This window comes from Vibrio porteresiae DSM 19223 (assembly GCF_024347055.1).
In the GTDB taxonomy this organism is placed as follows: domain Bacteria; phylum Pseudomonadota; class Gammaproteobacteria; order Enterobacterales; family Vibrionaceae; genus Vibrio; species Vibrio porteresiae.
In genome coordinates this window covers 240,575-266,623 of the sequence record NZ_AP024896.1, presented here as the reverse complement: position 1 = coordinate 266,623, position 26,049 = coordinate 240,575, and the positions used below count along the sequence as shown (strand labels likewise).

Sequence of the window (26,049 nt, the reverse complement as noted above, 5' to 3'; positions counted from 1 at the left end):
CCAGCCCACGCGATTCATCGTCATTTCCAATACCTTGCCTGCGTTTAACGCGGTATCCCTGTGTCTAAACATCAAGAATCTAGCGGATATCTGGTGGATTGATGCGAATCTACGCCTCATTTCTTATTTGCATATATACTGAAAATAACGTGTTAGTTCAGGGGAATAGCTATGCAACATGGAAGTCGAGATATTACGCTGCGCTTTTTGGCCGAGCCTAGCGACGTGAATTTTGGTGGTAAAGTGCATGGCGGTGCCGTCATGAAATGGATTGATTTGGCGGCTTATGCCTGCGCCGCCGGTTGGAGCAAGAAGTATTGCATTACCGCTTATGCTGGAGGCATTCGCTTTGTCGCTCCCATCTTGGTTGGGAGCTTAGTTGAGGTGAATGCGAAGATCATCTACACCGGCAACACCTCTATGCATATCGGCATCGATGTGCAAGCCAGCGATCCGAAAGAGGTTAATCAACAGCTAACAACGCACTGTATTGTGATCATGGTGGCTGTCGATGAAAACGGCAAACCAACACCTGTGCCCCAATGGAACCCGGTCACTCCCAATGATATTTTCTTGCGCGAATCGGCCATCCGCTTAATGAATATGCGTAAAGAGATTGGCGAAGAGATGGCCGCTCACGTGAAAAAGCCGTGATCGAACGCGGGCTCAATCTAAAGCCGCAACGGTTAGTAGAATCAACTTGGCTAGGTAAGTGAATGACGGGCAACAAAATACTGTCATCTAAATTTAATAAGTCTTTGCTCTAATTCAACAACCTAGATAGAGACACCATAGCCAAGAATGACAACAACTGTGAAAGTGACCTTAGCGGAAACGAGCCTTGCTGACCCTAAGGCTATTGAGTACCAATGGGTACGAGCTCTTTATGTTGAAGGTTACGAACCTTCACAAATTAACCATTACATTCGCACCTGCTTTGGCGGTGATGCCCACTTTGCCGACCTGTTTCGTAAAGTCGCCTTGTATGAAGAGAGTACTGTTGTGTTGCTACAACATCTGCGGACACTCTTTTGACATTAGGCTCTCGAAAACCGATCGTTGCTTGGGGTAAAGTAGTACCCATTCACGAGTAGTTTAGGATAGAACGATGCGGTTTAGCTTTAATACCGAAGATGCCATTCAAGTCTGTGTTGGCGCTTTTGCCCTCGCCGTTCCAGTGTCGTTCTCTCAAGAAGCCTGGCAACTAGGTAACACGTTACCGTTAGCTAATTTGCTGCTGTTAATGGTGTTATCTCTCTGCTTTTTAAGCGCATTTGCCTACCAAAGTGTTTTTCAATCTAACATTCACCATCGATATCCCGTGTTCTTTTTTCGAGTGATTATTGCTTACTCAATTGCCGCAATCGTGGTGGCGCTGGTTCTACTGTCGTTAGACAAATTGCCTTTACTGAGTGAGCCCATCGTCGCTTTAAAACGGATTATCGTAATTAGTATGCCAGCCTCAATGGGTGCCATTGTGGTTGATAGTTTTGACAAGGAATAATTGAGAATTGCCTATGAGTACAACCCTAAGTTTACGTGCTTTAGAACGTGGTGACTTACGCTTTATCCACGACTTAAATAACAACCGCAACATTATGGCGTATTGGTTTGAAGAGCCTTACGAGTCGTTCGACGAGTTGGAAGAGCTTTACAACAAGCATATCCACGATAATGCTGAGCGACGCTTTGTGGTAGAGAACGAAAACAAAGAGCTCGTAGGGTTAGTGGAACTGATTGAAATTAACTACATTCACCGTAGCGCTGAATTCCAAATTATTATTGCACCGGACCATCAGGGCAAACGCTTTGCGACTACGCTGATCAACAAAGCGCTCGACTACTCATTCACTATTTTGAACCTGCATAAAATCTACTTACACGTTGCGGTGGAGAATGAAAAAGCAGTGCATCTCTATGATAAATGTGGTTTTGTCGAGGAGGGGCATCTGGTGCAGGAGTTCTTCATTAATGGTCGCTATCAAGACGTTAAGCGCATGTACATTTTGCAAAACGACTACCTTAACCGCATCAGAAACAACTAGCTTCATCTCTTTGCATTGACTACTGAATGGTTATTAAGCCAATAAAAGAATAAAAACACAGCGATAAAAAAACCGCGCTTTAGTGATAAAGCGCGGTATTGGTCAACATGATTACCAGGAAGGAAACAGCGATTTGGCAATCAGTCGACGAGCATCGAAGAATCATTAAGGGTCAACGCCCCTCATCTTCCGAGACCACCTCACATTTAGCGGGCAATATCTAAGCGATCTTCCGTCACACCGTTAATGCGAAACCATCCAGCGATACTGTAACGCTGCGCATGGCTAACACACACTTCATGCGGAAACTCTTCCGACAAGAACACAATCAATCGCCCAGCTTGAGGTGCAAGTGTATCAATCAACCTATCTTGTTTATCGTAGATTTTAAGCTCGCCACCGTTTTCCTCCGTCCAATTTTCATTTAGATAGAAAACAGTCGTCAGTCGACGGTTGGTATTACCTTGAAAAGAGTCGTAGTGTTTTTCATAGAAATCACCGGCTTCGTATTTAGCAAAATGCGCTTCGTACTCAAACAAGCCTAAGAAAAATTCACGGTTCACTTGCAGTCGAATCTGCTCCATCCTTTCGAGATAGTCCTGCACTGGCAGACCCATATCGGTCTTCAACCACTGAATTTTGTCACTACGACGTTCACTATCACGATGAGCGTCATCATTACGGCCAATTTTAGCTTTATTCCAATTGGCAGGAATGGTCTCACGTAACTCACGAACTTGTTGCGTCGTCAGGAAATCATCCCAAACGTACCAACCTTGATCAGCAATAGCAGTCATCAGTTTATCTAACGACATACTTTACACTCCAAAACGACGAAAAAGCGGTTTATAGCGAGCGTTAAGCCTCCCCACAACTCGTAACCATAATCCTATTGACAAAAATTACTAATCGAAATTTTGAAACAAATTAGTTCCATAGAATCAAAGTGTTATTTGTCAATAAATCAAAGGCGTTACGCGATGTTGGAAATTAGCGACAAATTAATTTTTCTAGGCGAGGAGAATGGCCTTTAAAAATGGTTTTAAGCTGGGCTATCAATAACTCAGCAGTCGCTAACGCATCGATCCCTGCCGAATGAGCGGTGTAATTCGGTAACCGATAATCTGCGCGCAAATCACTGAGCTGTAAACTGGTATGAGCGTGAGTTTTTCCAGAAAAAGTGAGCTCTTTCTCAATCATTAACGTATCCACCCACAAGCAAGGCAGGCACTCAAAACCAAAACGCGTTTGCATATAGTGATCAATAAACGCTTTCTCGATGGAAGCGCCATGCACCAAGGCCACTTTACCCGCGAGTTGGGCAAAGAGTTGATCCATCGCTTGGTCAAGTTCGATGCCGTTAGCTAACGCATGAGGCGTCAATTGATGAATCTCAGCCGAGCGGGCATTAACGTATTCAGTGTGACGCACAAACAGCTCTTCACTGGCGCCAATATCAATGGTTTGCTGAGCTAAAGGCACCCAACCGATACTCAAAATCTGATCGTGTTGCGCGTCCACACCTGAGGTTTCAAAATCAAACGCCAACAGCGACAATTCACCGATAAACTCCTTCACATCGGGTAACGGCGTAGCAAAAAAATGGGCTAGCCCCTCTGGCCAATCGCCTCTTTGTGCTCCCAACTCATGGTATTGGTAAATACGGTGAATAGGACTGAAATGACGTTTGATTGCTTGTAACATAGCTACCCCTTCAAGAAGCGCAGTTTCGCGACATCTTGTAACTCACTGATGATTTTGAATGCATCTTTTAAATGCTTACGTTCAAAGCTACTAAAACTATCCGGTGCAATATGATTGTCTGGTGTACGGCCTTCTTTGAGAGCCTGCAATTGGTGCTGAAAACGAACTTGAGTGATGAATTTGTACGCGCCAATAATGTTCTGGCAGCTGTCATCCGACATTGCACCATGGGCTGCAGCGTACTGAAAACGCTCCTCCGTCCCGGTCATGGAACCGCCCGCCGACAGCGAGAAAATACGGGCTAAATCGATGATCAAGTTCAGCGCATATTTTTTGATATTCAGTGTCTTACTGTTATCGCCGCCTTTTTCGAGCACTAAGTTGTTGAAGATGCCCAACGGTGGCTGGGTATCGATGGCATCTTTGACCAAGGCCGGTAAAAACTGACTGCTTTTTTGCAAGCAATCATGCAAGTGACGCTGCATTTGATCCACCAGCTCAGTATTGCCATAAATCGCACGAGTTTCTAAAAAGACACTGATACTCAAAAGCTTATTGTATTCAGGGCTCGCTACCCATTTACGGTAATACTCTTTCCAAACACTCAGTGGTTGACACCATTTCGGTGAAGCGGCCATGTATTTGCCATCACACAGCGGATAACCGCAGGCTTCTAAACCATTACACACCCGCATAGCAAGATGGCGGAAATAGAGTTCATATTCTGGCTTCATCTCATCAGACAGCACTAACGCACTGTCTTGATCCGACAACACATGTACTTCATTACGCGCATGTGAACCGGCCACCACCCAAGCATAATCACAAGGCGCAGGACCGAGCAGCTCTTCGGTAATTTGCAGCAAACGGCGCGTAAAGGCGTCCATGATCATTGACATCACGCGACCTTGAATTTCGGCGCTGATGCCACTTTCTACTAGCGATTGGAAAATACTGATCCGCTCTTCTTTCAACGCGGCTAGCGCTTCGACCGTGCTCGCGTATTTGATTTTCTCAATCAAAAACAGCGCTTGAGTTTTATGGTTGTGCACAAGATGGGAGGTTGTCAGTAGGCCAACCACCTCTTTGCCTTTAACCACAGGCAAGCAGCGAATGTTGTATTGCAACATCACCGAGATGGCTTGAATGACTTTGTCATCGGCGTGGATCAATTGAGGATTCAGTGTCATCACCAATTTTATGGGTGACGCGGTATCCACACCTTTCGCCACGACAGAGCGTGTCATATCACGATCGGTGACGATCCCAACCAACTCACCTTGATCCATCACCGCTGCACAAGAACTATGGCTACGCTTATCGTTTCCGCACATCAGTTCCGCAACGGTACGAATCGGTGTTTCAGGATCGACTATAGTGATGTTTTCACTGGCGATCTCTTCAACACGACGATAAAACAGCCCTTTCTCTTCTTCACGGCACGCGTAATCCACCGCAGACGTTAAACGGAATTTCGCTTGAGAAGCAAAATAGTCGGCGAATTCAGGATGTCGCTGGCAGATATTTTGCACTTGCTCATGGGGGATGAGATAAAGCAGCGCGTCTTCAATCGCCTCAGCTTGGTAGCCATCTTCGGAATCTTTAAGCGGATCTAAAAAAGTGAAACCAAATTGGTCTTCCGCCCCTAAACGAGCACGTAACTGCCCATCGCGGCGACGCTGTTCGATAGCTCCGGTGCGAATAATATAGAGGTATCGGTCATGACAAAGCGCACTAAATTCAATCCGCTCACCTTTGGCAAGATAACGTACTTTCACCTGCCCTGATAACGCGAGCACCATCTCTTGTGGCAACTTGTCAAATGGGTCCAAGCGAATTAGAAAATCATAAATATTAGGGGTTAACGAGGATCCCAAGATAATCTCCAAATCAAAACAGCGTTTCAATAAAACCAATATTACAAAAAAAAGCAGCGGTAAAGCTGCTTTCTTTCTCACATTTCTGTTATGCCGGATAATCGGTATAACCCAAATGTTCAGAGACATTACGACCTGCATTTTGCAGCATGGCTACGTATTCCCCTTTACGCGATTCTTCAAAGCGAATAGTTGGGAATGACATAGAAATAGAAGCAATGATGTGTCCGAAACGATCATAAATCGGCGCAGCGATACAGCGCAGACCCGGCTCTTGCTCTTCATTATCTTCTGCGAAGTGTTGCTGACGAACCAGTTTTAGCTCTTCTAGCAATTCGTCCACATTGCCGTGGGTACGTTCAGTGTGTTTGATGAACTCAACGTCTTTCAAAATGTTGCGCACAAAACTTTCATCGCGCTCAGCCATCAACACTTTACCGATAGCGGTACTGTACAGTGGGTTACGACGACCAATACGAGAATACATACGTAAGTTGTATCCTGAATCGATTTTGTGGATGTAAATAATGCTATCGCCATCGAGCGCACCTAAGTGCAACGCTTCGTTGGTTTTATCAGCAATAAGCTGCATCTCTTTATTCGCAAGGCCGACTAAATCCACGTATTCCAGTGACTTAGATCCTAGTTCAAACAGTTTTAAGGTCAGAGAATATTTATCCGCTTCCCCTTCTTGTGCAACAAAGCCCAAGGTTTTCATTGTTTGTAAAAAGCGGTAGGTGGTCGCCTTGGACATCATCAGACGTTGTGACAACTCTGATACGCCAATCTCTTTTTGTTCACCCAGAGCTTGTAGAATACTGAATACCTTCATTACCGACGATACGGATTCCGGTTGTGTTTGTTTTTCCATTCTCAATCCCCTTATCTAACTTAAGCCATTATAGCCGCTCAAGATTTACGTACCACTAATTTTAAAAAGGCTTTTCATATTTTTGAAACCGCTCAAATTCAAAATCAGAAAAAGCAGATCGGAATCAAGATTTATAAAACAGCTTTTCAAAAAAAATTGCCAAGCGTTTTTTTTTGTCTCATGATGACTTCAACAAACGAGACGACGAGAGCAACGTTTGTCTTTTTACCAGTTAGCTACCATTGAGGATAAAAACTATGGTTCTTGAAGCATTCAATCTTGAAGGCAAAGTCGCTATTGTGACCGGCTGTGATACAGGTCTTGGTCAAGGTATGGCATTGGGCTTAGCTCAAGCAGGTTGTGATATTGTCGGCGTCAACATTGCCGAACCAGTTGAAACAAAAGAAAAAATTGCTGCTACAGGTCGTAAATTTCTCGACATCCGCGCCAACCTTATTTCTCTTGAAGATGTTCCATCTATCATCGACCGCGCAGTGACTGAATTTGGTCACATCGACATTCTGATCAACAACGCAGGTATCATTCGTCGTAACGACGCAATCGACTTTAGCGAAAAAGATTGGGATGACGTAATGAACATCAACGTCAAATCTGTGTTCTTTATGTCTCAAGCGGTAGCGAAACAATTCATCGCTCAAGGTACTGGCGGCAAAATCATCAACATCGCTTCTATGTTGTCTTTCCAAGGCGGTATCCGCGTTCCTTCTTACACTGCAGCAAAAAGCGGCGTAATGGGCATCACTCGTTTGATGGCCAACGAATGGGCACAACACAACATCAACGTGAACGCAATTGCCCCTGGATACATGGCAACCAATAACACAGCAGCGCTCCGTGCTGATGGTGACCGCAGCGCAGAAATCCTAGATCGTATCCCAGCCAACCGTTGGGGCTTACCTTCTGACTTGGCAGGTCCATGTGTGTTCTTGGCATCATCTGCTTCAGATTACGTAAACGGTTACACCATCGCTGTTGATGGTGGTTGGTTGGCTCGCTAATACCAACTAAAAAGCAGTTAAGGAACCGATAGTGACCCTATATGAATTTGCACAAGCTCTTGGTTTTGTGAGCTTTGCACTGGGAATTTCCACCTTTTACCAGAAGAATGATCGTCGGCTAAAAATTGTTATGTTGATTTTTAACCTCAATCATCTGGTTCACTATCTGTTGCTCGGCTCGATGGTTTCCGCTCTCAGTATCGGACTATCGGCGCTAAGAACGGCGAGCGCGATTTATACATCGTCAAAATGGGTTGCCGCGCTCTTCGTTATCGGTGGTATCGCCTTCGGGGTGTCTATTGCCGATGATTGGTGGGATTTATGGCCAGTAGTAGGCACTACTATCGGGACACTGGCCATTTTCACCCTGCAAGGTATCCCAATGCGTCTCGCCTTTATGCTTGGCGGAGTGTGTTGGTTAATTAATAACATTTTAGTGGGTTCGATTGGAGGCACTCTGCTCGAAACCACATTACTTTCAGTTAATTGCTTGACGATTGGTCGCATACTTCGCGACAAGAAGCGTGCTCTGGCAAGCCAAGCATTGTGAGCATAAGAGGAACACCATGTTTGTATTTAACAAAGACATCAAACTCGACGACTTAGGTGATGGCGTATCACGTAAAATTCTAGCCTACAGCGATAACATCATGTCGGTAGAAGTGCATTTCGAGAAAGGGGCAATTGGCCCTATGCATAATCACCCACATGAACAGCTGACCTACGTCCTTTCAGGTTCGTTCAAATTCACCATTGGTGACGAAACGAAAGTGGTTAACGCCGGCGACGTTTTATACAAACAACCTAACATCATGCACGGTTGTGTGTGTTTAGAAAAAGGGGTGTTACTCGATAACTTTACCCCAATGCGCAAAGATTTTATTCAATAGCGTTCGCGAGATATTTGATAACAACAAGGCGATGTTAGCGGATACGGCTTTTGTATCACTCATATAAGCAACATCGTCGATTAGTGAATCCCTTTAAAACGCGGCTCATCCCGCAGGAGAAAACGGTTATGAAAATTGCACTTATGATGGAAAACAGCCAAGCGGCTAAAAACGCAACTGTATTAAAAGAGCTCAATACAGTAACTGAACCGCTAGGCCACGCAGTTTACAACGTGGGTATGAGTGACGAACAAGACCACCACCTGACTTACATCCACCTAGGTATCATGGCAAGTTTGCTATTGAACTCTAAATCAGTTGATTTCGTTGTTGCTGGTTGTGGTACAGGACAAGGTGCAATGATGTCTTTGAATATCCACCCAGGAGTTGTTTGTGGTTACTGCCTAGATCCATCTGACGCTTTCCTATTCAACCAAATCAACAACGGTAACGCTCTATCTCTTGCATTTGCAAAAGGTTACGGTTGGGGCGCAGAACTGAACGTTCGTTACATCTTTGAAAAAGCGTTCACTGGTGAACGTGGTGAAGGTTATCCAAAAGAACGTGCAGAACCACAAAAACGCAACGCTGGCATCCTGAACGAAGTGAAAAAAGCCGTTGTGAAAGACAACTACCTAGACACATTGAAAGCGATGGATCAAGAGCTAGTGAAAACTGCAGTAACTGGCCCTCGTTTCCAAGAATGCTTCTTCACTAACTGCCAAGTTCCTGAAATCGCAGAATACGTGAAATCATTACTGTAATACGCATAAAAGACGAATCCCTCCGATGATTCGTGTTTCCCAGCCAGCCGAAAGGCTGGCTTTTTTCATGGGAAAGATTAGAGTTGCAAACGTAACGATTTGAAAAGACAGGGAGACATTACAATGTCTGAAACGAGTATCCCATTTCACTCCTTAACTCAGCTCAATTTGCCCGCAACCATTTATCCCCTTTGGCCTCAGCCATTGCATCACGCCACACTCACCCCGCTTATCATTGAGCGCGGCGATGCACACTTACCGGATCGCCTGCTGACTCAAGTCATTACTCCTGAAATGGCACACATTGCACCCGAGCAACCCAATGGCATTGCCATGCTCATTTTGCCCGGAGGCGGCTATACCCGCGTTGCTTGGGACAAAGAAGGGATGGAGACGGCGTATGCCATGGCAAAGGTCGGTTACACCTGCTTTGTCCTTAACTACCGAATGCCTGGCGATAACCACCCACTCGGAAGTTTGACAGCTTTAGCCGATGCCCAACGTGCGATGCGGATGATTCGCGCTAAATCGGCGCAGCTTGGCATTAATCAGGTGGTGATTACTGGCTTTTCCGCCGGCGGACACCTAGCGGGTTGGCTGGCAACACAAGCGGATCGCGAATGTTATGCAAAGCAAGATGAGATAGACCAGTTCAGTGCTCGCGCAGACCTTGCCGCCCTACTCTATCCAGTCATCAGTATGGATCCCAGCATTACTCATTTGGGTTCACGTCAGCAGCTACTTGGTACTTTGGCCGATCAAGCACTGCACCCTGAATTTTCCGTTGAAACCATGGTTACTCGCGAGACACCACCTTGCTTTTTACTCCATGCCAGCGATGACCCATCGGTCAGTGCCGATAACAGTGTGGTGATGTGGCAAGCATTAAAAGCTCAGAAAGTACCGGTTGAAATGCACATTGTAGAGGAAGGCGGACATGGATTTGGCTTGAGAAAGGCACAGGGGTTGCCGGTTCAAGCGTGGCCACAGTGGCTTGATCGCTGGATCCGACAACATCTGTTGAATAATAACTAGTAGGTATCTGAACTTAGGAGTGTTGTTCAGTAAATGCTGGGCGACGCTCTGCGTAGCGTTCAAACCACCACGACCCCAACATCGCCAAAAATAGCACCACAAAACTGAGCACCAATGGCGCTTTAAAACCAAAGTATTGAGAAATCACGCCCATTGAACTGGTACCGAGCATGGTGCCAACCAACATCGAGTTGGTGTAAAAGGCAGACGCCTTACCAATTGTTTTAGGTGCGTAATCTTGCATAATAGTCACGCCAAGGCCGACAAAAATACCAAAGAACAACCCATTTAATAGCTGCAGCGCAATACAAATCGCTAAGTGATCAGTAAAGAACATCCCAACATAAAACAGCATGCCAAAACCGTAGCCGATGCGCATCATAGGTAACTTACCAAATTTTTGCGACCAACTTGCTGCGAGCAACATCACTGGAATTTCAACCGCAGCGGTGATGCCAAGTAACATGCCAGGAAAGGCGGTAGAGAGCCCCATATCGCGCGTTAAAAACAGCGGCATCGACGTTACATAAATACTGTTAGACATATTCGCCATCAACATAATGATGCCAAGTAACCAAACTTCTTTAGGCAGCGCTGGCGCTTTAGGCTTGTCGGCTGCTTTATCGTGTGCTGGCGCTTGTGGCTCTTTTAACTGCCATAGCACCAACACAATCACCATTAATGCCACAAAGGCCGAAAGATAAAAGTTAGAGCGAAAACCAAGGCGATCAACAGAGAAGAAGGCAACTGGTGGACCAACAACCCACAACAATGAAACTGAAGAGCGCATTTGCGAATTCAATTTGGTGCTGCTTTTACCCGTAGAGTCGGCATAACGACGAATGATGGTGAGTATTACCGGAATCGATGACGAAGCCAGTGGCATAATCACACAGCCCACAATCAATACATGCCAAAAATTGCGCGATAACGCAAAGCCAGCTGACGCAGCAACAATGCCGCACAAAGATAAAACAACCAATAATTTGGCAGAGACACCTTTATCAATAAAACCAGTAATTTGTTGGCTAAACAGTACCGTCATACCTGAAGTAATCACGGTGTAAACGCCGATCAAACCAGGTTCAACATTCAGTCCATTGACCAAATAAAGACTCATCACTGGCAGAATCAGAGCAAAAGCTAAGGCGGTTAGACCGTTGGTACAAAACAGGACCGTCGTCTGACTTTTCATGGAACAACCTATAGTGGGTAGAAACAAATGTGATAGCGCGCAGAAAATGCGCACGCCTAATGTCGCTCAAAGTAGGGCCAATAACAAGTGCTCTAGGCGACAAATCCTTGGAAAAATCCCGCCATTGCTCCTCATTACCGTCCTCCATCAAACGTCAATTCTGTGAAGCACAGCGCCCCTTTTTCACAATCAAGACGACTGGCAATTTGAATTGGCGAAATTGCAAAGGTGACCGAAAACGGAAATAGCGATGATAGCTAGGTCAAGTCACCCAACGGATTCTAATAATTGCACTTAAGTGCCCCGTCGTGACCGCTGTATCACTCTCTACTCTACAGGAGGATTTATGTCCCGAACTTACTTATCTTGGCTGATTTGTACTGCTCTACTGGTACCACTTAGCCAAAGTGCTCAAGCGCAAACAGTATTGAAACTTGCCTACGCTGAAAACAGTCAACCGGTGAAAGAAGCATTGCAATACATCGGCAAAGCGGTCGCAGAAAAAACCAATGGCGAAGTAACTATTCAATACTTTCCTGACAGTCAATTAGGTGGGGAACGTGAATTAGTGGAGATGGCGCAAGTGGGCGCAATCGACATCACCAAAGTCTCCTCTGGATTACTAGAAAGCTTCTCCCCCCTCTACGGCGTATTTGCTCTGCCATATCTTTTCCCAAGCGAAGAGCGTTTTTACCAAGTGATGGACAATAACGATGTGATGAAAACCGTTTATCAGTCCACTGCTGCACAAGGATTTACCGGTGTGGCTTGGTATGACTCTGGAGCACGTAACTTCTACATGACCAAAGGTCCAGTGAAAACATTGGCTGACCTCAAAGGCAAAAAGATTCGCGTGATGCAGAGTGAAACCTCGATTAACACCATGAAACTGCTCGGCGCTTCCCCTATCGCCATGAGCCAAGCGGAAGTCTATACCTCGCTGCAACAAGGCATTATTGATGGCGCAGAAAATAACGAATTCGCAATGACGATTGCTCGTCACGGTGAAGTTGCCAAGTACTACTCCTACGATATGCACACGCGTATTCCTGACATCGTCGTGGTCAGTAATCTCACCCAAGCCAAACTCGCCCCCGCAGAATACCAAGCGCTGATGGAATCGATTAAAGAGTCAGAAGCCGTCGAGAAAGAAGCGTGGCAAAAAGAGATGGATAAAACCCGTAAGTTGGCCGAAAGCCAATTTGGTGTGCAGTTCTATCACATCGACCAAACCCCGTTCAAACAAGCGGTGCAACCTATCTATGACCAGCTAGAGCAGAAACCAGCCGTTTATCAGCTCTATAAAAAGATCAGCAAATTGACTCAATAAAACGCTAGGAGAGGCAACTCTCCTATTTGTGAGGTGATTTATGGATATCATCAGAAAATGGTTAGATAGAACCATTGAATTTTTTTGCTGTGGGCTCACCGCCATTATGGTGGTGGTCGCCTGCTGGCAAGTGATTAGCCGTTATGTTTTTAACGCGCCAAGTACGTTTTCCGAAGAGTTCTTACGCTTCTCTTTGGTGTGGCTATCCGTTATCGGTTTAGCCTATGTCGCTGGACGTAAAGAGCATATCGCGCTCACTCTGTTTTTGGATAAATGCCCAGACAAACTTAAAACCTATTGGAACATTCTGATTCAAATCGTGTTTGTCTTTTTTGCCGGTTACATCTTGATCGTTGGTGGCTGGCGCGTCTCGCACAATGCGATGATGCAGATTTCTCCAGTGCTGCAAATCTCGATGGGGAAAGTCTATTACGCTCTCCCCTTGGCTGGCGTCATTACCATCGTTTATTCCGTCATGAATATTGTCGATATGATCAAAGAGATTCGTCAGCAACGCGAAAGTCATACTAAGCAGCCTCATATGGCCGGAGGTCGTTATGATTGATCCTATGATAGCTGCCAGCTTACTGGTGGGGTTGTTTGTTGTCTTGCTGGTATTAGGTACGCCGATCGGGCTCTGTATCGTGATCTCATCTGGTGCCACCATCATGTTGGTGCTGCCTGCCGATATTGCGATGTTTACTACCGCGCAAAAAATGTTCTCCAGTTTGGATAGCTTCGCGTTACTCGCCGTACCCTTCTTTATCCTATCCGGGGTAATAATGAACAACGGAGGTATCGCGACTCGGTTAGTGAATTTTGCCAAGCTCTTTACCGGACGAATCCCAGGTTCACTCTCTTACACCAACATCGCTGGGAATATGATGTTTGGCGCAGTGTCTGGCTCGGCCATTGCGGCTTCGACTTCGATTGGTGGGGTAATGATTCCGATGAGTGCCAAAGAGGGTTACAACCGTAACTTTGCCTCTGCGGTGAACATCGCATCAGCGCCAACAGGCATGCTGATTCCACCGACAACGGCGTTTATTTTATACGCTCTTGCCAGTGGTGGCACCTCAATTGCGGCGCTGTTTGCCGGCGGTTTTGTGGCAGGGAGTCTGTGGGGTGTCGGCTGCATGGTCGTGACTTATGTGGTCGCCAAACGCAATAATTACACCCATTTCTTTGCCTTACAAAAAGGCATGGCGTGGAAAGTGACGCGCGACGCTATCCCAAGCTTATTGCTGGTGATCATCATCGTCGGTGGGATTGTTCAAGGGATCTTTACAGCGATAGAGGCTTCTGCGGTTGCAGTGGTCTATACCGCCTACCTCACCTTGATTTTGTACAAAACACTGAAATGGAAAGACGTACCAAACATTCTGATCCAAACCGTTGTAATGACCGGTGTCATCATGTTCTTACTGGCGACCTCATCTGCCATGTCATTTGCCATGTCGATGACGGGCATTCCAACAGCATTGAGTAACATGATCTTGGGGATCTCCAGCAGCCCTGCCGTCATTATGTTGATCATTACGGTGTTTTTATTGGTGGTCGGAGCGTTTATGGATATCGGTCCTGCGATCCTCATCTTCACCCCCATCCTGCTACCGATTGTACAAAAAGTGGGAGTTGACCCAGTCCATTTTGGCATCTTGCTGGTGTACAACCTGGCGATTGGCACCATCACGCCACCCGTGGGAAGTGGACTTTACGTCGGCGCGAGCGTTGGCAAAGTGAAAGTGGAAAATCTGATTAGGCCCTTAGCACCTTTCTATGCCTCGATTATCGTCGTGCTACTGCTCATTACTTATGTTCCTGAATTAACGCTATTTCTACCAAGACTCCTTGGTGTTATGTAATTTACTTGTGAGGATATTATGACCATATTCCCTGTAAAACAGAGTCCATTACTCCGCCGAGTTGAGCGGACACATGCTCGCCAAGAGGTGGTGGATAAAATCGAATCGTTGATCAATAACTTAATCAATATTCAAGACAAAACCGGCGAGTTTCTACTCCATCTTGATGACGGCCGCACCATTGATACCAAAGGCTGGGCCGGATGGGAGTGGACCCACGGGATTGGATTGTATGGGATTTATCGTTATTACCAACTGACCAACGACATAGGCGCTCTTAATATTATCGATGAGTGGTTTGAAGATCGGTTTTCGGAAGAGCAAGCGACCAAAAACGTGAATACTGTCTGTCCATTTCTCACCTTGGCTTATCGCTATGAAGATACTAACGACAGAACGCTACGCCCTTATCTAGAAGCGTGGGCCGATTACGTGATGTATCAAATGCCCAGAACACAAAGCGGCGGCATTCAACACATTGTTTATAACAGTGAAAACCACCAGCAGCTTTGGGATGATACCTTAATGATGAGCGTTCTGCCGCTCACCAAAATCGGTCAGATCCTTGATAAACCTGAATACGTAGAAGAAGCCAAATATCAGTTTTTAACCCATATTGAATATTTGATGGATCGCGAAACTGGGGTGTGGTTCCACGGCTGGACCTTTGATGGCAACCATAACTTTGCTAATGCTCGTTGGGCGCGCGGCAACAGCTGGGTCACAATCGCTATTCCGGATTTTCTTGAACTGCTTAACTTGCCAGAGCATGACGCCTACCGTCGTCATTTATTGCATATATTAAATCGCCAAGTCGAAGCACTCGCCAAATACCAACAAGAGAGCGGATTATGGTGCACTCTGCTCGATGACGCGGAATCCTATGTTGAAGCCTCATCCACAGCGGGCTTTGCTTACGGCATTTTGAAAGCGGTGCGTCTGCGCTATATCGATGAAAAATACGCAGCGATGGCATATAAAGCGGTTGATGCTTTAATCAGTGATTTTATTAATCCATCAGGAGAATTGATTAATGTGTCCTTTGGCACAGCGATGGGTAAAGACTTAAATTATTATCGTCAGATTCCTTTAACATCTATGCCTTATGGACAAGCAATGGCCATATTGTGTCTCTCCGAATATTTACGTACTTATATTTAGCAAAATAAATAAATCAACGTAAGAAAAAGAGAAAATGTAAGGAAATAGGAAAAAAGACTTAATGACTGAGCGACAGCCATTTTGAACATTGAGGGGCTATTTGGTCTGATCATATCAAATTGAACATAAGCCTTTGGTTTTCAATTTGATATACCCTACATACATCAGCCCTTTTGACAAACCTCGAAAACAGCTTGGCCCCTAAGGGATAAGGTAACTTATCCCTTCTTTTTATAACTCTTTAATTGTTTTGAGTTATTCTCAGTCTTGCGCACAAAAAATACTCTTTTTCAACCACCCGTAAATCATCTTACTGTTTTGCTCACGCTCATGACTAAATAATTTCAAACAAGATCACAAGGTGCAAATCGAGTTGGTTAATTAATTATGATTATCGATCGCAGTCACTATATTTAAAATCCAACTTTAATAGATTTTAAAATACTATACCAACAGGTTTAAAATAATGTTTCATCTAAGTAGTGAAGAATTTTTTTTAAGTTCTGATGCCACCGTATGTACAGAAGTTAGAAGCCCTCAGCCTAATTATCCTGAGCACTCTCATGATTTTCATGAGTTGATCATTGTAAGCAAAGGGGCGGGTCAACATGTGCTGAATGATCATGTCACTAACTTGGCGCAAAACTACATTTGCTACATTTCACCCAAAGATCGTCACCTATTCGATCAAGTCGAAAATCTCTATCTTACGAACGTGCTCTATCGTAAAAATCTCTTAAGCTATTCACCCTTGTTAAAGCAGCTTTTGCCTCATGGCCCTAACGACTCGCCCAGTTGGTATATTTCTACCGAAACCATGCGCCGCGTTCAGCCTTTGTTACAACAGCTCAGTAATGAGTGCCGTAGGCAAACCATTGACGCCAAAGTGATGACAGAAGTGCTGTTTCAGCAACTGGTGGTTGAACTTGCGCGCGGACGCTTAACCGCTCGTTCCAATAACGAAACCGACAATAAAATCCTTAATGTGATCGACTGGATTCAGAACAATTACGCAGAGGAGATGAGCGTGGGCGACATCGCTGAACAATTTCACCTCTCTTCACGTACGCTCAGTCGCCATATTAAGCAGGTCACTAACCTCTCTTTTAACAACTATGTGCACCGTGTGCGAATCAACCATGCCATGAATCTGCTTAGCTACTCTGACAAGTCAGTCACAGACATCGCTTTCGAAGTGGGTTACAAAGACAGTAATTACTTTAGTACTAAGTTTAAGCGCTTCACTAAGCAAACCCCTTCCGACTTTCGTTAATCTCCCAAGAGACTGTTCGAGCGCAAGCGCTCTTTTCTTCAATCTAAAGATCTAACTCACAAAATAAATGAACCATTGTTTTATTTTAATTGTGTAATTTTTTTATTAGCGTAATAATCGCGCTTAGAGAGAATTAAGGAGAACTGCCATGAAAGCAAATCGCGTCGCCATCATCGGCGAATGCATGGTTGAACTGCAAAAATCTGGCGATACCGTTAAACAAAGTTTCGGTGGTGATACGCTCAATACCGCAGTGTATCTATCACGTTTGACCTCCCAACACGGGATAGAAACCTCCTACATCACTGGCTTGGGTAAAGACCCTTTCAGTCGTGAGATGCTTGAGGCGTGGCAAAAAGAGAAGATTAATACTGACCTTGTACGCATTTCTGAGACCAAACTGCCTGGGATGTATGCCATTGAAACCGCACCAGATGGCGAACGCAGTTTCTACTACTGGCGCAATGATGCAGCCGCTAAATTCTGGTTACGCGATATTGATATTCTCCCACTCGCCAATGAGTTATCTCAATTTCAATGGATCTACTTAAGTGGCATTAGCTTGGCGATTTTGCCTGAAGAATGTCGCGAAAAATTGTTTGATACGCTACTGCTTTGCCATCAAGATGGCGTGAAAATCGCGTTTGATAATAACTATCGTCCAAAACTTTGGGATAGCGTTCAAACAGCGCGTGATACCTATTTGAAATTTATGGCACTGACCGACATGGCCTTTTTGACTTTCGATGATGAAGTGATGCTTTACGGTGACACCAAAGTTAACCAAGCCATCGAACGTGCGGAATACTGTGGTATTAAAGAAATTATCGTCAAACGTGGCGCAGAACCTTGCCTTGTCGTTAACGCAGGCGAGCGCGACGAAATCGCTGCAACTAAGGTAGCTAAAGTCGTCGACACCACTGCCGCAGGCGACTCATTTAGCGCTGGTTATTTAGCAAAACGTTTAACCGGTGGTACACCCCATGAAGCAGCTCAACTTGGTCATCAAGTTGCAGGTACCGTGATACAACATCGTGGCGCAATTATTCCGCTCGATGCTATGCCTCATCTTTAAAGGATAGTGAACTATGAAATGTTTTAACGAACAACTAAGCAATATTAAAGTTGTGCCAGTCATTGCGATTAAAGACGCAAACAAAGCGGTTAAATTGGCTCAAGTACTAAGCGAAAATGGCTTGCCATGTGCTGAAGTCACCTTCCGTACAGAAGCCGCTGTTGAAGCCATCAAACACATTCGTGAAGCTTATCCTGACATGCTGATCGGCGCTGGTACAGTTCTAACTCCACAACAAGTTGACCAAGCCATTGAAGCTGGTGCCGACTTTATCGTGAGCCCAGGCTTTAACCCAACCACAGTAAAATATTGCCAACAACGCGATATCACTATCATCCCTGGGGTTAACAACCCAAGCCTTGTTGAACAAGCGATGGAAATGGGCCTAAGAACATTGAAGTTCTTCCCAGCAGAACCATCAGGTGGTGTGGGCATGCTTAAAGCAATGAGTGCTGTTTACCCAGTGAAATTTATGCCAACCGGTGGCGTAAGCCCTAAAAACGTAAAAGATTATTTAGCATTGCCTGCCGTTATCGCTTGTGGCGGTACTTGGATGGTGCCAAATGACCTGATTGACAACGAGCAGTGGGACGAACTTGCCGCTCTTGTTAAACAAGTCGCCGAAGTGATCGCGTAGGGCGAACACTTTGACGAAAGTCGAAACGAAGATCTTTTGTTCTTATTAAACACGTCATCATGAGTGTTGTTAGCCCGTATAATCCGCGATATACGGGCTTTTTTTATAAGGACAGGCACCACAACCTTCCATTCTGCGAACGCTGACTTACAGGGACAGACGCTTCAATTTTCAAACCTTACAGCACTTTCTTACAAGGACAGGCACTTCAATTTCCACGCCGACACTCCCTTGCGGGCACTTACGGGGACAGGCACGTTAATTAAAAATTTAAGAAAGTATTTGCAGTCTGATACAATGCCGCCATATACCACTAAAGTAGAATATGAGACGTGAAAGTATCAAAATCAGTCAGCATTTTCATCGCCACATCGATGTTATTAATATCATTATCAACTAATGCAACCCAAGCTGAAAAAGCAACAGCAGACTTTCAGCGAGTTCTGATGACCCCTCTGGTTGCAGCGTTTGTCAAAGCCGATTGCAATTTCCAGCAGTTGGAGAAAAATTCTAAGCCGGTGATAACGAAAAAATGCGTCAAAGATGTTATTGCTATTCGAGATAAACTGGTTACTCCAACGACGAAGTAACACAGGTGTTGTTCGTCAATCGGTCTTAAATACTGCAGTATTGAATCAATAATTTAGTCAAATAGTTCTAATAGCATGTTTGAATTGTGCTTGAGTCCATATGTGGACAGGCACGCCAATTCCTTGAACTCACTCGCAGCAAAGTCGCACCATACTCGCCTTGCGCTGTCATTATTTGCACACTCAGCATCAAGCTAATATTAACGAGCACCCTGCTGATGACCATAGCCAGACGCCAACAAGTCGACCTCACTGTTACGCCTTATTATCACTGCGTTTCCCGCTGTGTTCGACGCTCTTTCTTATGCGGTCAAGACCCTCTCACCAATCGCTCTTATGAACATCGCCGCGCTTGGCTGGAAAAGCGGATCCACCAACTCGCCACTATCTACTGCATTGATATTTGTGCTTATGCGGTGATGAGTAATCACTATCATCTGGTCGCACATATCAATAAAGAAAAGGCTCTGGCGCTATCCGATCAAGAGGTTATCGAGCGTTGGTCACAAGAGCACAAACTCGATCCTTTTATTACTCGCGTACAAAACATGAAACAACCTAATCATCTGGTACTGGAACAATACCATCAGCTTATCGAAAGCTGGCGTGAACGGCTTTACTCACTAAGCTGGATGATGAAAGAACTCAATATGAGTATCGCTTGTTTGTCAAATAAGGAAGACGAATGCACGGGGCATTTTTGGGAAGGGCGTTATAAGTCTCAGGCCCTGCTGGATGAAAAAGCTTTATTGGCGGCAATGACGTATGTCGATTTAAATCCAGTACGAGCCAAAATAGCCAACGCGCCTGAAAAGGCCGAGCACACGTCACTCAAACTGCGCATTGATGCCTTGCAACAAAACCAGCCAAATCCCGCATCACTCTTGCCTTTCGTGGGTATTCAAGAGCAAAAGCAAGGCTTGCCGTTTCGTTTAATAGATTATCTCGAATGGGTGGATTGGATTGCCAAAACAGTGGTTCATCAAAATGCAGAGGTAAAAAACCAACCGCATCTAATCCAACGGTTAGGTATTGATGGCAGTGACTTTTTCTCTGCTTGCACTCAGATAGAGAAACGCCGCTGCCTGTGGGTAGGAACCCCCGATAACCTTAGTAACGCAAAGGTCAGTTTGAACAAGCAGCGTATTCAAGGAGTCGCGGTGTAGTATCAGCTAGTGATAATGAGTCATCGCGTGTAACGCATCTTCCACCAGTTGATCCGATAGGTTTTCCAATCGCTCAGACAGGCTATTATCAAATTCCGCCAGTCCGATACTGATGGATACTGGCTGGTTATGAAATTCAATATGATCTTGAATTTGATGATGAATTCTATCTGCTACCATCTTTGAAGATTGATGATTGCAGTTATACAGCAGCAACGCGAATTTATCTTTATCAAAGTGCGATAACACATCGCTATCTCGGGTGACCTGTTTAAGCAAATTAGCACTGGCTTTAACTACGATATCTGTCTCTGAAGATTCCATTTCATCAAAACGATCTAAACTAATCATCGCAATACACACTGGCATTTTCTGTCGAATCGAAATGCGCAGCAGCGCGTTTGATACCTGAATAAACAAATTGCGATTATACAAATCGGTCAATGGATCATAGATGCCAGAGAGCGCAGAATGACTGTTACTGCTCAACATCGATTCATTCAAAGACATACCTTTCTTACTCCTCTACCTACTATCGACTAAAGCATAGTCGAAAAATGCCTCGACTTCGGCTCAAGTGCTTGGCGTCTATCAAATACAGCGATGTTTCAGAGCATTTCTTAAATAGCGTGCGGTATATCTTTAAAGTGCAAACAAAAACAGCCCACCGAAGTGAGCTGTTTTATTTGTGGTGCCTTTCCTTTTATCGCTGCGTTTTATTGCTTATATCGCGCTTACAGCGCCTGTCCTCTCATAAAGCTGCCTGTCCTCACAAGTGTGGACGAAGAGGAAGCTATCGGGTGGTTGTGGTGCCTGTCCCGATAAGGGTAGCTAACGGTTTCAACGTTGGTTGCGTTTGAATGTCTTGCAACACTGTGTGGGCAACCATGTTAGCGCCGCGCAGTTGGAAGTGCGTGGTATCTGGTTTGGTTAAGCTGCCAGAGCGTCCTTCGTAGTAAGGATATTTATCTGGGTTGATCGCCAGCCACAACGTTTTCCAATCCGCAGACTGGTCGGCCAAATTGATCATCTGTTTTTGAATATCAATCAAAGGCACCCCGTTTTTCTCAGCAGTTTGTTTAACGGTATCCGTGTAGCTACCAACAAAAGCAAAGCCCTTGCGTGCATTTTGTTTAGTGACATGTTGCACTGGGTTCAGTGGCAAGCCATTTTTATTGGCTCGTGGTAACGATGTTAAAAAGACCGGATGCATCTGATGTTCTTTGGCAAACGCAAGGTACTTCTCAAGGTTATTTTGCAATGACATCTCTGGATGACCAGCCGGATATTGCGGTTCACCTTTGGCATTGTTTGGATAAGTACACAAGTTAGCCACGTCGATTGGACCACGACCTGCTTGAGAAGCATCGCATTTTTCATCGTTATGACTGAACTGAATGAACAGATAGTCACCTGGTTTAACGCTTTGTTCTAAAAGGCTTAACCAACGACCATTCATATAGTCACGAGAACTGCGACCAGAACGAGCAGCGTTCACCACCATAACGTTCGGGTTGTTGCTCAATAGAGAGTTAAATGCCTGTCCCCAGCCAGTACGAGGGAACACATCAGGTTCATAGTAAGACGCGGTTGAATCCCCAACGATGAAAATGCGAGTTTTCGCTGTTGCCAAACGTTGCGCAGTGCTACCTAGCTGATCACGGTCCAGATAGTAGATAGGATTACTATCTAAGCTAATCAATGGCTTAAATGCCAAATCGGTTAGTGTAGTGCCATTTGCCAACCCTGTTTTGGTATCGTAACCACGGTTATGTAGCACCTGCTGAGCCAATGCCGCCATGACTGGATGATACTGTGCTGGGTAGCTGACAGGGTCTAAAGCTTGCTCACCTTTCAGTCCATAATGGCTAAGTAAGCTGTGAAACGCTTGATCGAAGTGTTGATTTGCCTTCACCCACTCTTGATGAGATAACGCAGGCAGTTGTTTGGCTTCGGTTAACTCTTGAGGACCAAGCAAACCTTCTTGTCTTGCCAGTACAGAAGCAATCAAATCTGAGAAGGGGTTAACGTTACCTACTGTTACGCCATTATTATTCACATCAGCCACCACTGCCGCTGCGCAAATAGAGCGTTTAGATGAACTGGTTAAACACGATGTGCCACTGTGATCGTCAACGCTCACCAACAACGGCGCTGTCATCCCCGCAATGCTGGCTTGATAATGCCCAGAGCGGTCGGTTTCTGTTTGTACTACTTTGCCAAGGCTATCTTTGATGGTCACTTTGGCTGGGAACGTCATGGTGTTATGCAGCACTTCTCCCTGCAATTCACTCTTAGCTGCTAACGAAATCTCTGGCTGCCAACCACTGAGGACCGCTTCATCGGTATATTGAGCAGCTTGTGTTTGGGTCAGTTGAGGACGCTCATCACTGGCTTTCGCCCCTTTACCTTGGCTACCAAATTCCCAGAAGCGCGAGTCTTTTGGATAAAACCACACGGTTTGATTTTGTTTATCATGGCCGCTCATTTTGTCCCAACCATAAATATGGTCGTCCATGGTACAGTCGATAAACGTTGAGTTACCGATGGCATTCGGGTCAGCATAACGACCATCGGCAAAGGTAGTGGTAGGATGCCAAGGACGGCCTAATCCATAACTGTTGGCAGGAACGCCAGCTTCTTTGGTCAAATGGCAATTTTTAAACACCAAACCAAACGGAGTTTTTATGTCAGTTGCTGGCGCGGTAATGTAGCCTAAAGGTTCTCCTGGAGCCGCATCAGAACGTTGACGAGCAATAATATCGCTGTCTTTAATCAGCGCCGTACCAAGCCCGAAAATGAAATCGATATTGCCCGCGATTTTGGATTGGTCAAAGAAGCTGCGCCCAGCGCGGACATACAAGGTATCTTGATAACTCACTAAACTGACATCTTTAAATTCAGCGCGATCGCCATGGTTAGACACCAATAGAGCCACGGCTTGCGGACTCTTGATTTTGGTCGGGTCACTCTCTTTTTTCGCTTGGTTAGCAGGGTAATCAAAACTGTTTTCGATGGTCAGTGAACGCGCCTGAAAACCTTTAGCATCAATGCTGACCGTACGGCTACCAAAAGTACCGAACTTTTTACCATCAGGTCGCAGAGTCCCATTGGCGGTGGCAGCTTCAATGACGGTACGATCTCGGTCTTGACCAATCAGATAAATATTGGGTCTCGTGACTTCGAGCTTTTCTTGATAGACCCCGTTACGAATGTAGATAACGTAAGGTGAATCCCCATCCGGTGCATGATCAATCGCCGTTTGTATTGAGGCGTAATCGCCAGAACCATCTGGTGCGACAACCACATCATATAGAGGCACTGCGAATGCGGAGGAAAAACAGAGCATGGTGGCAGCACCAATCCCTAAAGTAACCCGATTTATTTTCATTCTAAATGTCCTTGTAAAGAGAGCGTTCAAAGCGGCAGATTTAGCCCACCGCTTGATCGTTATTAACGGAAATAGGCGACCTGACTTTGGAGCTGATGGGCCTCTTGCTGCAGCGATTGAGCACTTTGCACCGTCTGCTGACTGGTCTTCTGATTTTTCAAATTGAGATCGTTGATATCACTGGCGTTCGACGCCACCAGTTGGGAAACATTCGCTTGTTCTTCCACTGTCGCCGCAATTGCCTGAGTTTGATCGGTAATGGTATTGACCTGAGAAGCAATCGCGCGAAGCGTCTCTCCCGCTTGCTTGGATTGATGATAAACATCATCCGCTTGTTGCTGACTCTGCTGCGTCAACTTCACTGTTTCTTGCGTCGAATGGCGCAATGTTGTGATGATCTGTTCCACGTTTTTGACTGAGGTTTGGGTACGGTGCGCTAAGGTGCGCACCTCATCAGCCACAACCGCAAAGCCGCGACCTTGCTCACCAGCCCGAGCAGCTTCAATCGCTGCGTTAAGAGCCAGCAAATTGGTTTGTTCGGCGATTTCGCTGATCATTGTGGTAACTTGCTGAATTTGATGGCTATTGCTGTCTACCACGGTAATCGCTTGATAGGTCTGTTCCAGTTGATGATGGAGCTGCTCCATCGCAGCAGAGACCGAGCCGACCAATTGGCTGCCAGCATTAATGTCTTGATTGGCTTCCACAACACTGGCCACTATGGTATCGACCTGCTGGGCGACTGAGTCGGCAGAGGTCGCCATCTCTTCAATGGCTGTCACCACCTGCTCTACCTGCTGTTGCTGCTCATGAGATTGCATCAAATTGCGTTTGGCATCTTGCGCGACATCGGTGGACTGCGTTTCGACCGCCACACTGGATTTGCGAATTTGCTCAACTAAGCCAGCCAAGCGCTCAGCCATTTGACTTACGCTGTTAGAAAGCTGCGTCATCTCATTATTACCCGCATCGGCTTCACGAGGAATCACCACGCTCACTTCGCCTTGCTCTAAACGATGCATGTACTGGGTAATCGTGCGCAGCGGACCAAGGAGACGTTGGATTAACCACGTCATCACCCCATAAGTCGCTATACCGACAGTGACGGCAAATCCAATAATAAGCCACAGCAAGTCGCGGCTCTGTTGGGTCACTTCATTCATCCAAGTGCCACCGACTAACAGCCAGTTCCACCCTTTCACTGCGGTGTAAATAACAAAACGTTGCTCGACACTCTGACCATGTTTCGTCTCAATGGTCAGCAGTCCGCGAGAAGAATCTGCCAATGTAGCAAAGGGCTGATGGCCATCTGCATCGACAAATTGAAAGAAGGTAGTTGCACCACTTAGGGAACCCAACAGAAATTCGCCGTGAGTGGCCTTATTACGATCCACAACCAGCGTATCACCGGTTTTCCCCCAATGAATTTCTTGTAAAGAAGCGAGAATTTGTTGAGTGGCTTTTTCAACTGACAGCGCGACCGACAGCACACCAGCTGGCTGTTTCTGTCCATCTAATAGTGGCTGGTAATAAACAAGAAAGGCTTGCCCAGCATGAGTTTCCTGAGCAACAAAAGGTTGACCTGCCGTTAAGTTGCTGTAGCCAGCAAAAGATTGACCCAATACCGACTCGGTATCGCTGCTGCTTGTCGCTTTTGAGCTGCCCGCAATCGCCACCCATTCGGAACCAGAACGTGAATAGAGCTGACCAATAGCGCCAGTATCGGCGGTAAAGGTATCGAAAATATCGTGATTATTAACGAGAGGTAAGCCGTATTGCTCGATATTGCGAATCGAACGACCGGCATAATCAACAGAATCGGTACTCACTTCCAACCCAGCCAAATAACCGTTACGTAAAGTGGAGTTGAGAACCTTAGTCGTTGAAACATAAGCGTCGTACTGCCCCGCAACCGTCGTTGCGATGGCATCTAATTTGGATTGCTGCTCTTGATACGTTTGAGTTAACAGCGCTTGCTGCGCATTGTGATACACCAAAGAGGCGATGACAGCAAAGGCGATGGTTAAACAACACAACATACCCAGTTTCAGTTGCAAACCGACACTACGTTTACGCAAAAGATGTTTCATTTAGTTGTCCTCAGTGAAATGGCAAATTCACCACGGGATATGTCATGAGTAACAATGAAAAACGTCGCAAA

26 protein-coding genes are annotated in these 26,049 nt (G+C 45.6%); 18 read left to right on the top strand and 8 right to left on the bottom strand.

Annotation, left to right across the window (positions count from 1 at the left end):
- The first annotated feature begins 171 nt into the window (after positions 1–171).
- The 4 genes from OCV11_RS17790 to speG all read left to right on the top strand — a co-directional run bounded on the left by OCV11_RS17790 (position 172) and on the right by speG (position 2,045).
- Entirely contained in the window at positions 172–654 is a 483-nt protein-coding gene (locus OCV11_RS17790; protein WP_261897365.1) for an acyl-CoA thioesterase, read from the top strand.
- Between the two features lie 147 nt (positions 655–801).
- Positions 802–1,035, top strand: a complete 234-nt coding sequence (locus tag OCV11_RS17785) for a hypothetical protein (protein ID WP_261897364.1) — start codon at positions 802–804, stop codon at positions 1,033–1,035.
- A 73-nt stretch (positions 1,036–1,108) separates the two neighbouring features.
- Positions 1,109–1,504 (top strand): DUF2391 family protein, encoded by a 396-nt coding sequence (locus tag OCV11_RS17780; RefSeq protein ID WP_261897363.1) that lies wholly within the window; start codon positions 1,109–1,111, stop codon positions 1,502–1,504.
- 13 nt (positions 1,505–1,517) lie between these two features.
- Positions 1,518–2,045, top strand: coding sequence for a spermidine N1-acetyltransferase (gene speG / locus OCV11_RS17775; RefSeq protein WP_261897362.1), 528 nt, complete (start codon positions 1,518–1,520; stop codon positions 2,043–2,045).
- Between the two features lie 206 nt (positions 2,046–2,251).
- Here the strand turns inward: speG and OCV11_RS17770 are convergent, their stop codons facing one another.
- The 4 genes from OCV11_RS17770 to kdgR all read right to left on the bottom strand — a co-directional run bounded on the left by OCV11_RS17770 (position 2,252) and on the right by kdgR (position 6,497).
- A complete protein-coding gene (locus OCV11_RS17770; protein WP_261897361.1) occupies positions 2,252–2,860 on the bottom strand; it encodes a 2OG-Fe(II) oxygenase in 609 nt (202 codons plus the stop codon).
- A gap of 175 nt (positions 2,861–3,035) precedes the next feature.
- Complete coding sequence (locus OCV11_RS17765; RefSeq protein WP_261897360.1) at positions 3,036–3,749, bottom strand: exonuclease domain-containing protein; 714 nt, start codon at positions 3,747–3,749, stop codon at positions 3,036–3,038.
- Positions 3,750–3,751: 2 nt separating this feature from the next.
- The gene (locus tag OCV11_RS17760) at positions 3,752–5,626 is read right to left on the bottom strand and encodes a DUF294 nucleotidyltransferase-like domain-containing protein (protein ID WP_261897359.1); all 1,875 of its coding nucleotides are present in this window, start codon (positions 5,624–5,626) and stop codon (positions 3,752–3,754) included.
- Between the two features lie 88 nt (positions 5,627–5,714).
- Complete coding sequence (kdgR, locus tag OCV11_RS17755) at positions 5,715–6,497, bottom strand: DNA-binding transcriptional regulator KdgR (RefSeq protein WP_261897358.1); 783 nt, start codon at positions 6,495–6,497, stop codon at positions 5,715–5,717.
- A gap of 257 nt (positions 6,498–6,754) precedes the next feature.
- On the opposite strand from kdgR, the gene kduD reads away from it, so the two are divergent.
- The 5 genes from kduD (at position 6,755) to OCV11_RS17730 (ending at position 10,205) form a co-directional block, all read left to right on the top strand.
- Positions 6,755–7,516: a 2-dehydro-3-deoxy-D-gluconate 5-dehydrogenase KduD gene (gene kduD, locus OCV11_RS17750; protein ID WP_261897357.1), complete on the top strand. Its 762-nt coding sequence runs from the start codon at positions 6,755–6,757 to the stop codon at positions 7,514–7,516.
- Between the two features lie 28 nt (positions 7,517–7,544).
- Positions 7,545–8,066, top strand: a complete 522-nt coding sequence (locus OCV11_RS17745; RefSeq protein ID WP_373332843.1) for a YgjV family protein — start codon at positions 7,545–7,547, stop codon at positions 8,064–8,066.
- Positions 8,067–8,082: 16 nt separating this feature from the next.
- Complete coding sequence (locus OCV11_RS17740; protein ID WP_261897355.1) at positions 8,083–8,406, top strand: cupin domain-containing protein; 324 nt, start codon at positions 8,083–8,085, stop codon at positions 8,404–8,406.
- A 128-nt stretch (positions 8,407–8,534) separates the two neighbouring features.
- Positions 8,535–9,170, top strand: coding sequence for an RpiB/LacA/LacB family sugar-phosphate isomerase (locus OCV11_RS17735; protein WP_261897354.1), 636 nt, complete (start codon positions 8,535–8,537; stop codon positions 9,168–9,170).
- 123 nt (positions 9,171–9,293) lie between these two features.
- The gene (locus OCV11_RS17730; protein ID WP_261897353.1) at positions 9,294–10,205 is read left to right on the top strand and encodes an alpha/beta hydrolase; all 912 of its coding nucleotides are present in this window, start codon (positions 9,294–9,296) and stop codon (positions 10,203–10,205) included.
- A 13-nt stretch (positions 10,206–10,218) separates the two neighbouring features.
- Here the strand turns inward: OCV11_RS17730 and OCV11_RS17725 are convergent, their stop codons facing one another.
- Positions 10,219–11,400, bottom strand: coding sequence for a sugar efflux transporter (locus OCV11_RS17725; RefSeq protein ID WP_261897352.1), 1,182 nt, complete (start codon positions 11,398–11,400; stop codon positions 10,219–10,221).
- A gap of 346 nt (positions 11,401–11,746) precedes the next feature.
- Between OCV11_RS17725 and OCV11_RS17720 the strand changes: the two genes are divergently transcribed.
- From OCV11_RS17720 to OCV11_RS17680, 9 genes are all read left to right on the top strand, one after another.
- Positions 11,747–12,730, top strand: coding sequence for a TRAP transporter substrate-binding protein (locus OCV11_RS17720; RefSeq protein WP_261897351.1), 984 nt, complete (start codon positions 11,747–11,749; stop codon positions 12,728–12,730).
- Between the two features lie 40 nt (positions 12,731–12,770).
- Positions 12,771–13,295: a TRAP transporter small permease gene (locus OCV11_RS17715; RefSeq protein ID WP_261897350.1), complete on the top strand. Its 525-nt coding sequence runs from the start codon at positions 12,771–12,773 to the stop codon at positions 13,293–13,295.
- Positions 13,288–14,595 carry a TRAP transporter large permease gene (locus tag OCV11_RS17710; RefSeq protein ID WP_261897349.1) on the top strand — a complete coding sequence of 436 codons (1,308 nt, stop codon included), beginning with the start codon at positions 13,288–13,290 and terminating at the stop codon, positions 14,593–14,595. Before OCV11_RS17715 ends, OCV11_RS17710 begins: the two co-directional genes overlap by 8 nt.
- Positions 14,596–14,613: 18 nt before the next feature.
- The gene (gene bglB, locus OCV11_RS17705; protein ID WP_261897348.1) at positions 14,614–15,756 is read left to right on the top strand and encodes a beta-galactosidase BglB; all 1,143 of its coding nucleotides are present in this window, start codon (positions 14,614–14,616) and stop codon (positions 15,754–15,756) included.
- Between the two features lie 466 nt (positions 15,757–16,222).
- Positions 16,223–17,029 (top strand): helix-turn-helix domain-containing protein, encoded by an 807-nt coding sequence (locus OCV11_RS17700; protein ID WP_261897347.1) that lies wholly within the window; start codon positions 16,223–16,225, stop codon positions 17,027–17,029.
- A gap of 148 nt (positions 17,030–17,177) precedes the next feature.
- Positions 17,178–18,104: a 2-dehydro-3-deoxygluconokinase gene (locus OCV11_RS17695; RefSeq protein ID WP_261897346.1), complete on the top strand. Its 927-nt coding sequence runs from the start codon at positions 17,178–17,180 to the stop codon at positions 18,102–18,104.
- 13 nt (positions 18,105–18,117) lie between these two features.
- On the top strand, positions 18,118–18,741 hold the full coding sequence (locus OCV11_RS17690) for a bifunctional 4-hydroxy-2-oxoglutarate aldolase/2-dehydro-3-deoxy-phosphogluconate aldolase (protein WP_261897345.1): 624 nt from the start codon (positions 18,118–18,120) through the stop codon (positions 18,739–18,741).
- Positions 18,742–19,073: 332 nt separating this feature from the next.
- On the top strand, positions 19,074–19,331 hold the full coding sequence (locus OCV11_RS17685; protein WP_261897344.1) for a hypothetical protein: 258 nt from the start codon (positions 19,074–19,076) through the stop codon (positions 19,329–19,331).
- 218 nt (positions 19,332–19,549) lie between these two features.
- Positions 19,550–20,497 (top strand): transposase, encoded by a 948-nt coding sequence (locus tag OCV11_RS17680; RefSeq protein WP_261897343.1) that lies wholly within the window; start codon positions 19,550–19,552, stop codon positions 20,495–20,497.
- 6 nt (positions 20,498–20,503) lie between these two features.
- Here OCV11_RS17680 and OCV11_RS17675 read toward each other — a convergent pair whose 3' ends face one another.
- The 3 genes from OCV11_RS17675 to OCV11_RS17665 all read right to left on the bottom strand — a co-directional run bounded on the left by OCV11_RS17675 (position 20,504) and on the right by OCV11_RS17665 (position 25,978).
- Positions 20,504–21,007, bottom strand: a complete 504-nt coding sequence (locus tag OCV11_RS17675; protein WP_261897342.1) for a GGDEF domain-containing protein — start codon at positions 21,005–21,007, stop codon at positions 20,504–20,506.
- A 283-nt stretch (positions 21,008–21,290) separates the two neighbouring features.
- The gene (locus OCV11_RS17670) at positions 21,291–23,888 is read right to left on the bottom strand and encodes a pectinesterase family protein (RefSeq protein WP_261897341.1); all 2,598 of its coding nucleotides are present in this window, start codon (positions 23,886–23,888) and stop codon (positions 21,291–21,293) included.
- Positions 23,889–23,950: 62 nt separating this feature from the next.
- A complete protein-coding gene (locus tag OCV11_RS17665; RefSeq protein WP_261897340.1) occupies positions 23,951–25,978 on the bottom strand; it encodes a methyl-accepting chemotaxis protein in 2,028 nt (675 codons plus the stop codon).
- Positions 25,979–26,049 lie beyond the last annotated feature (71 nt).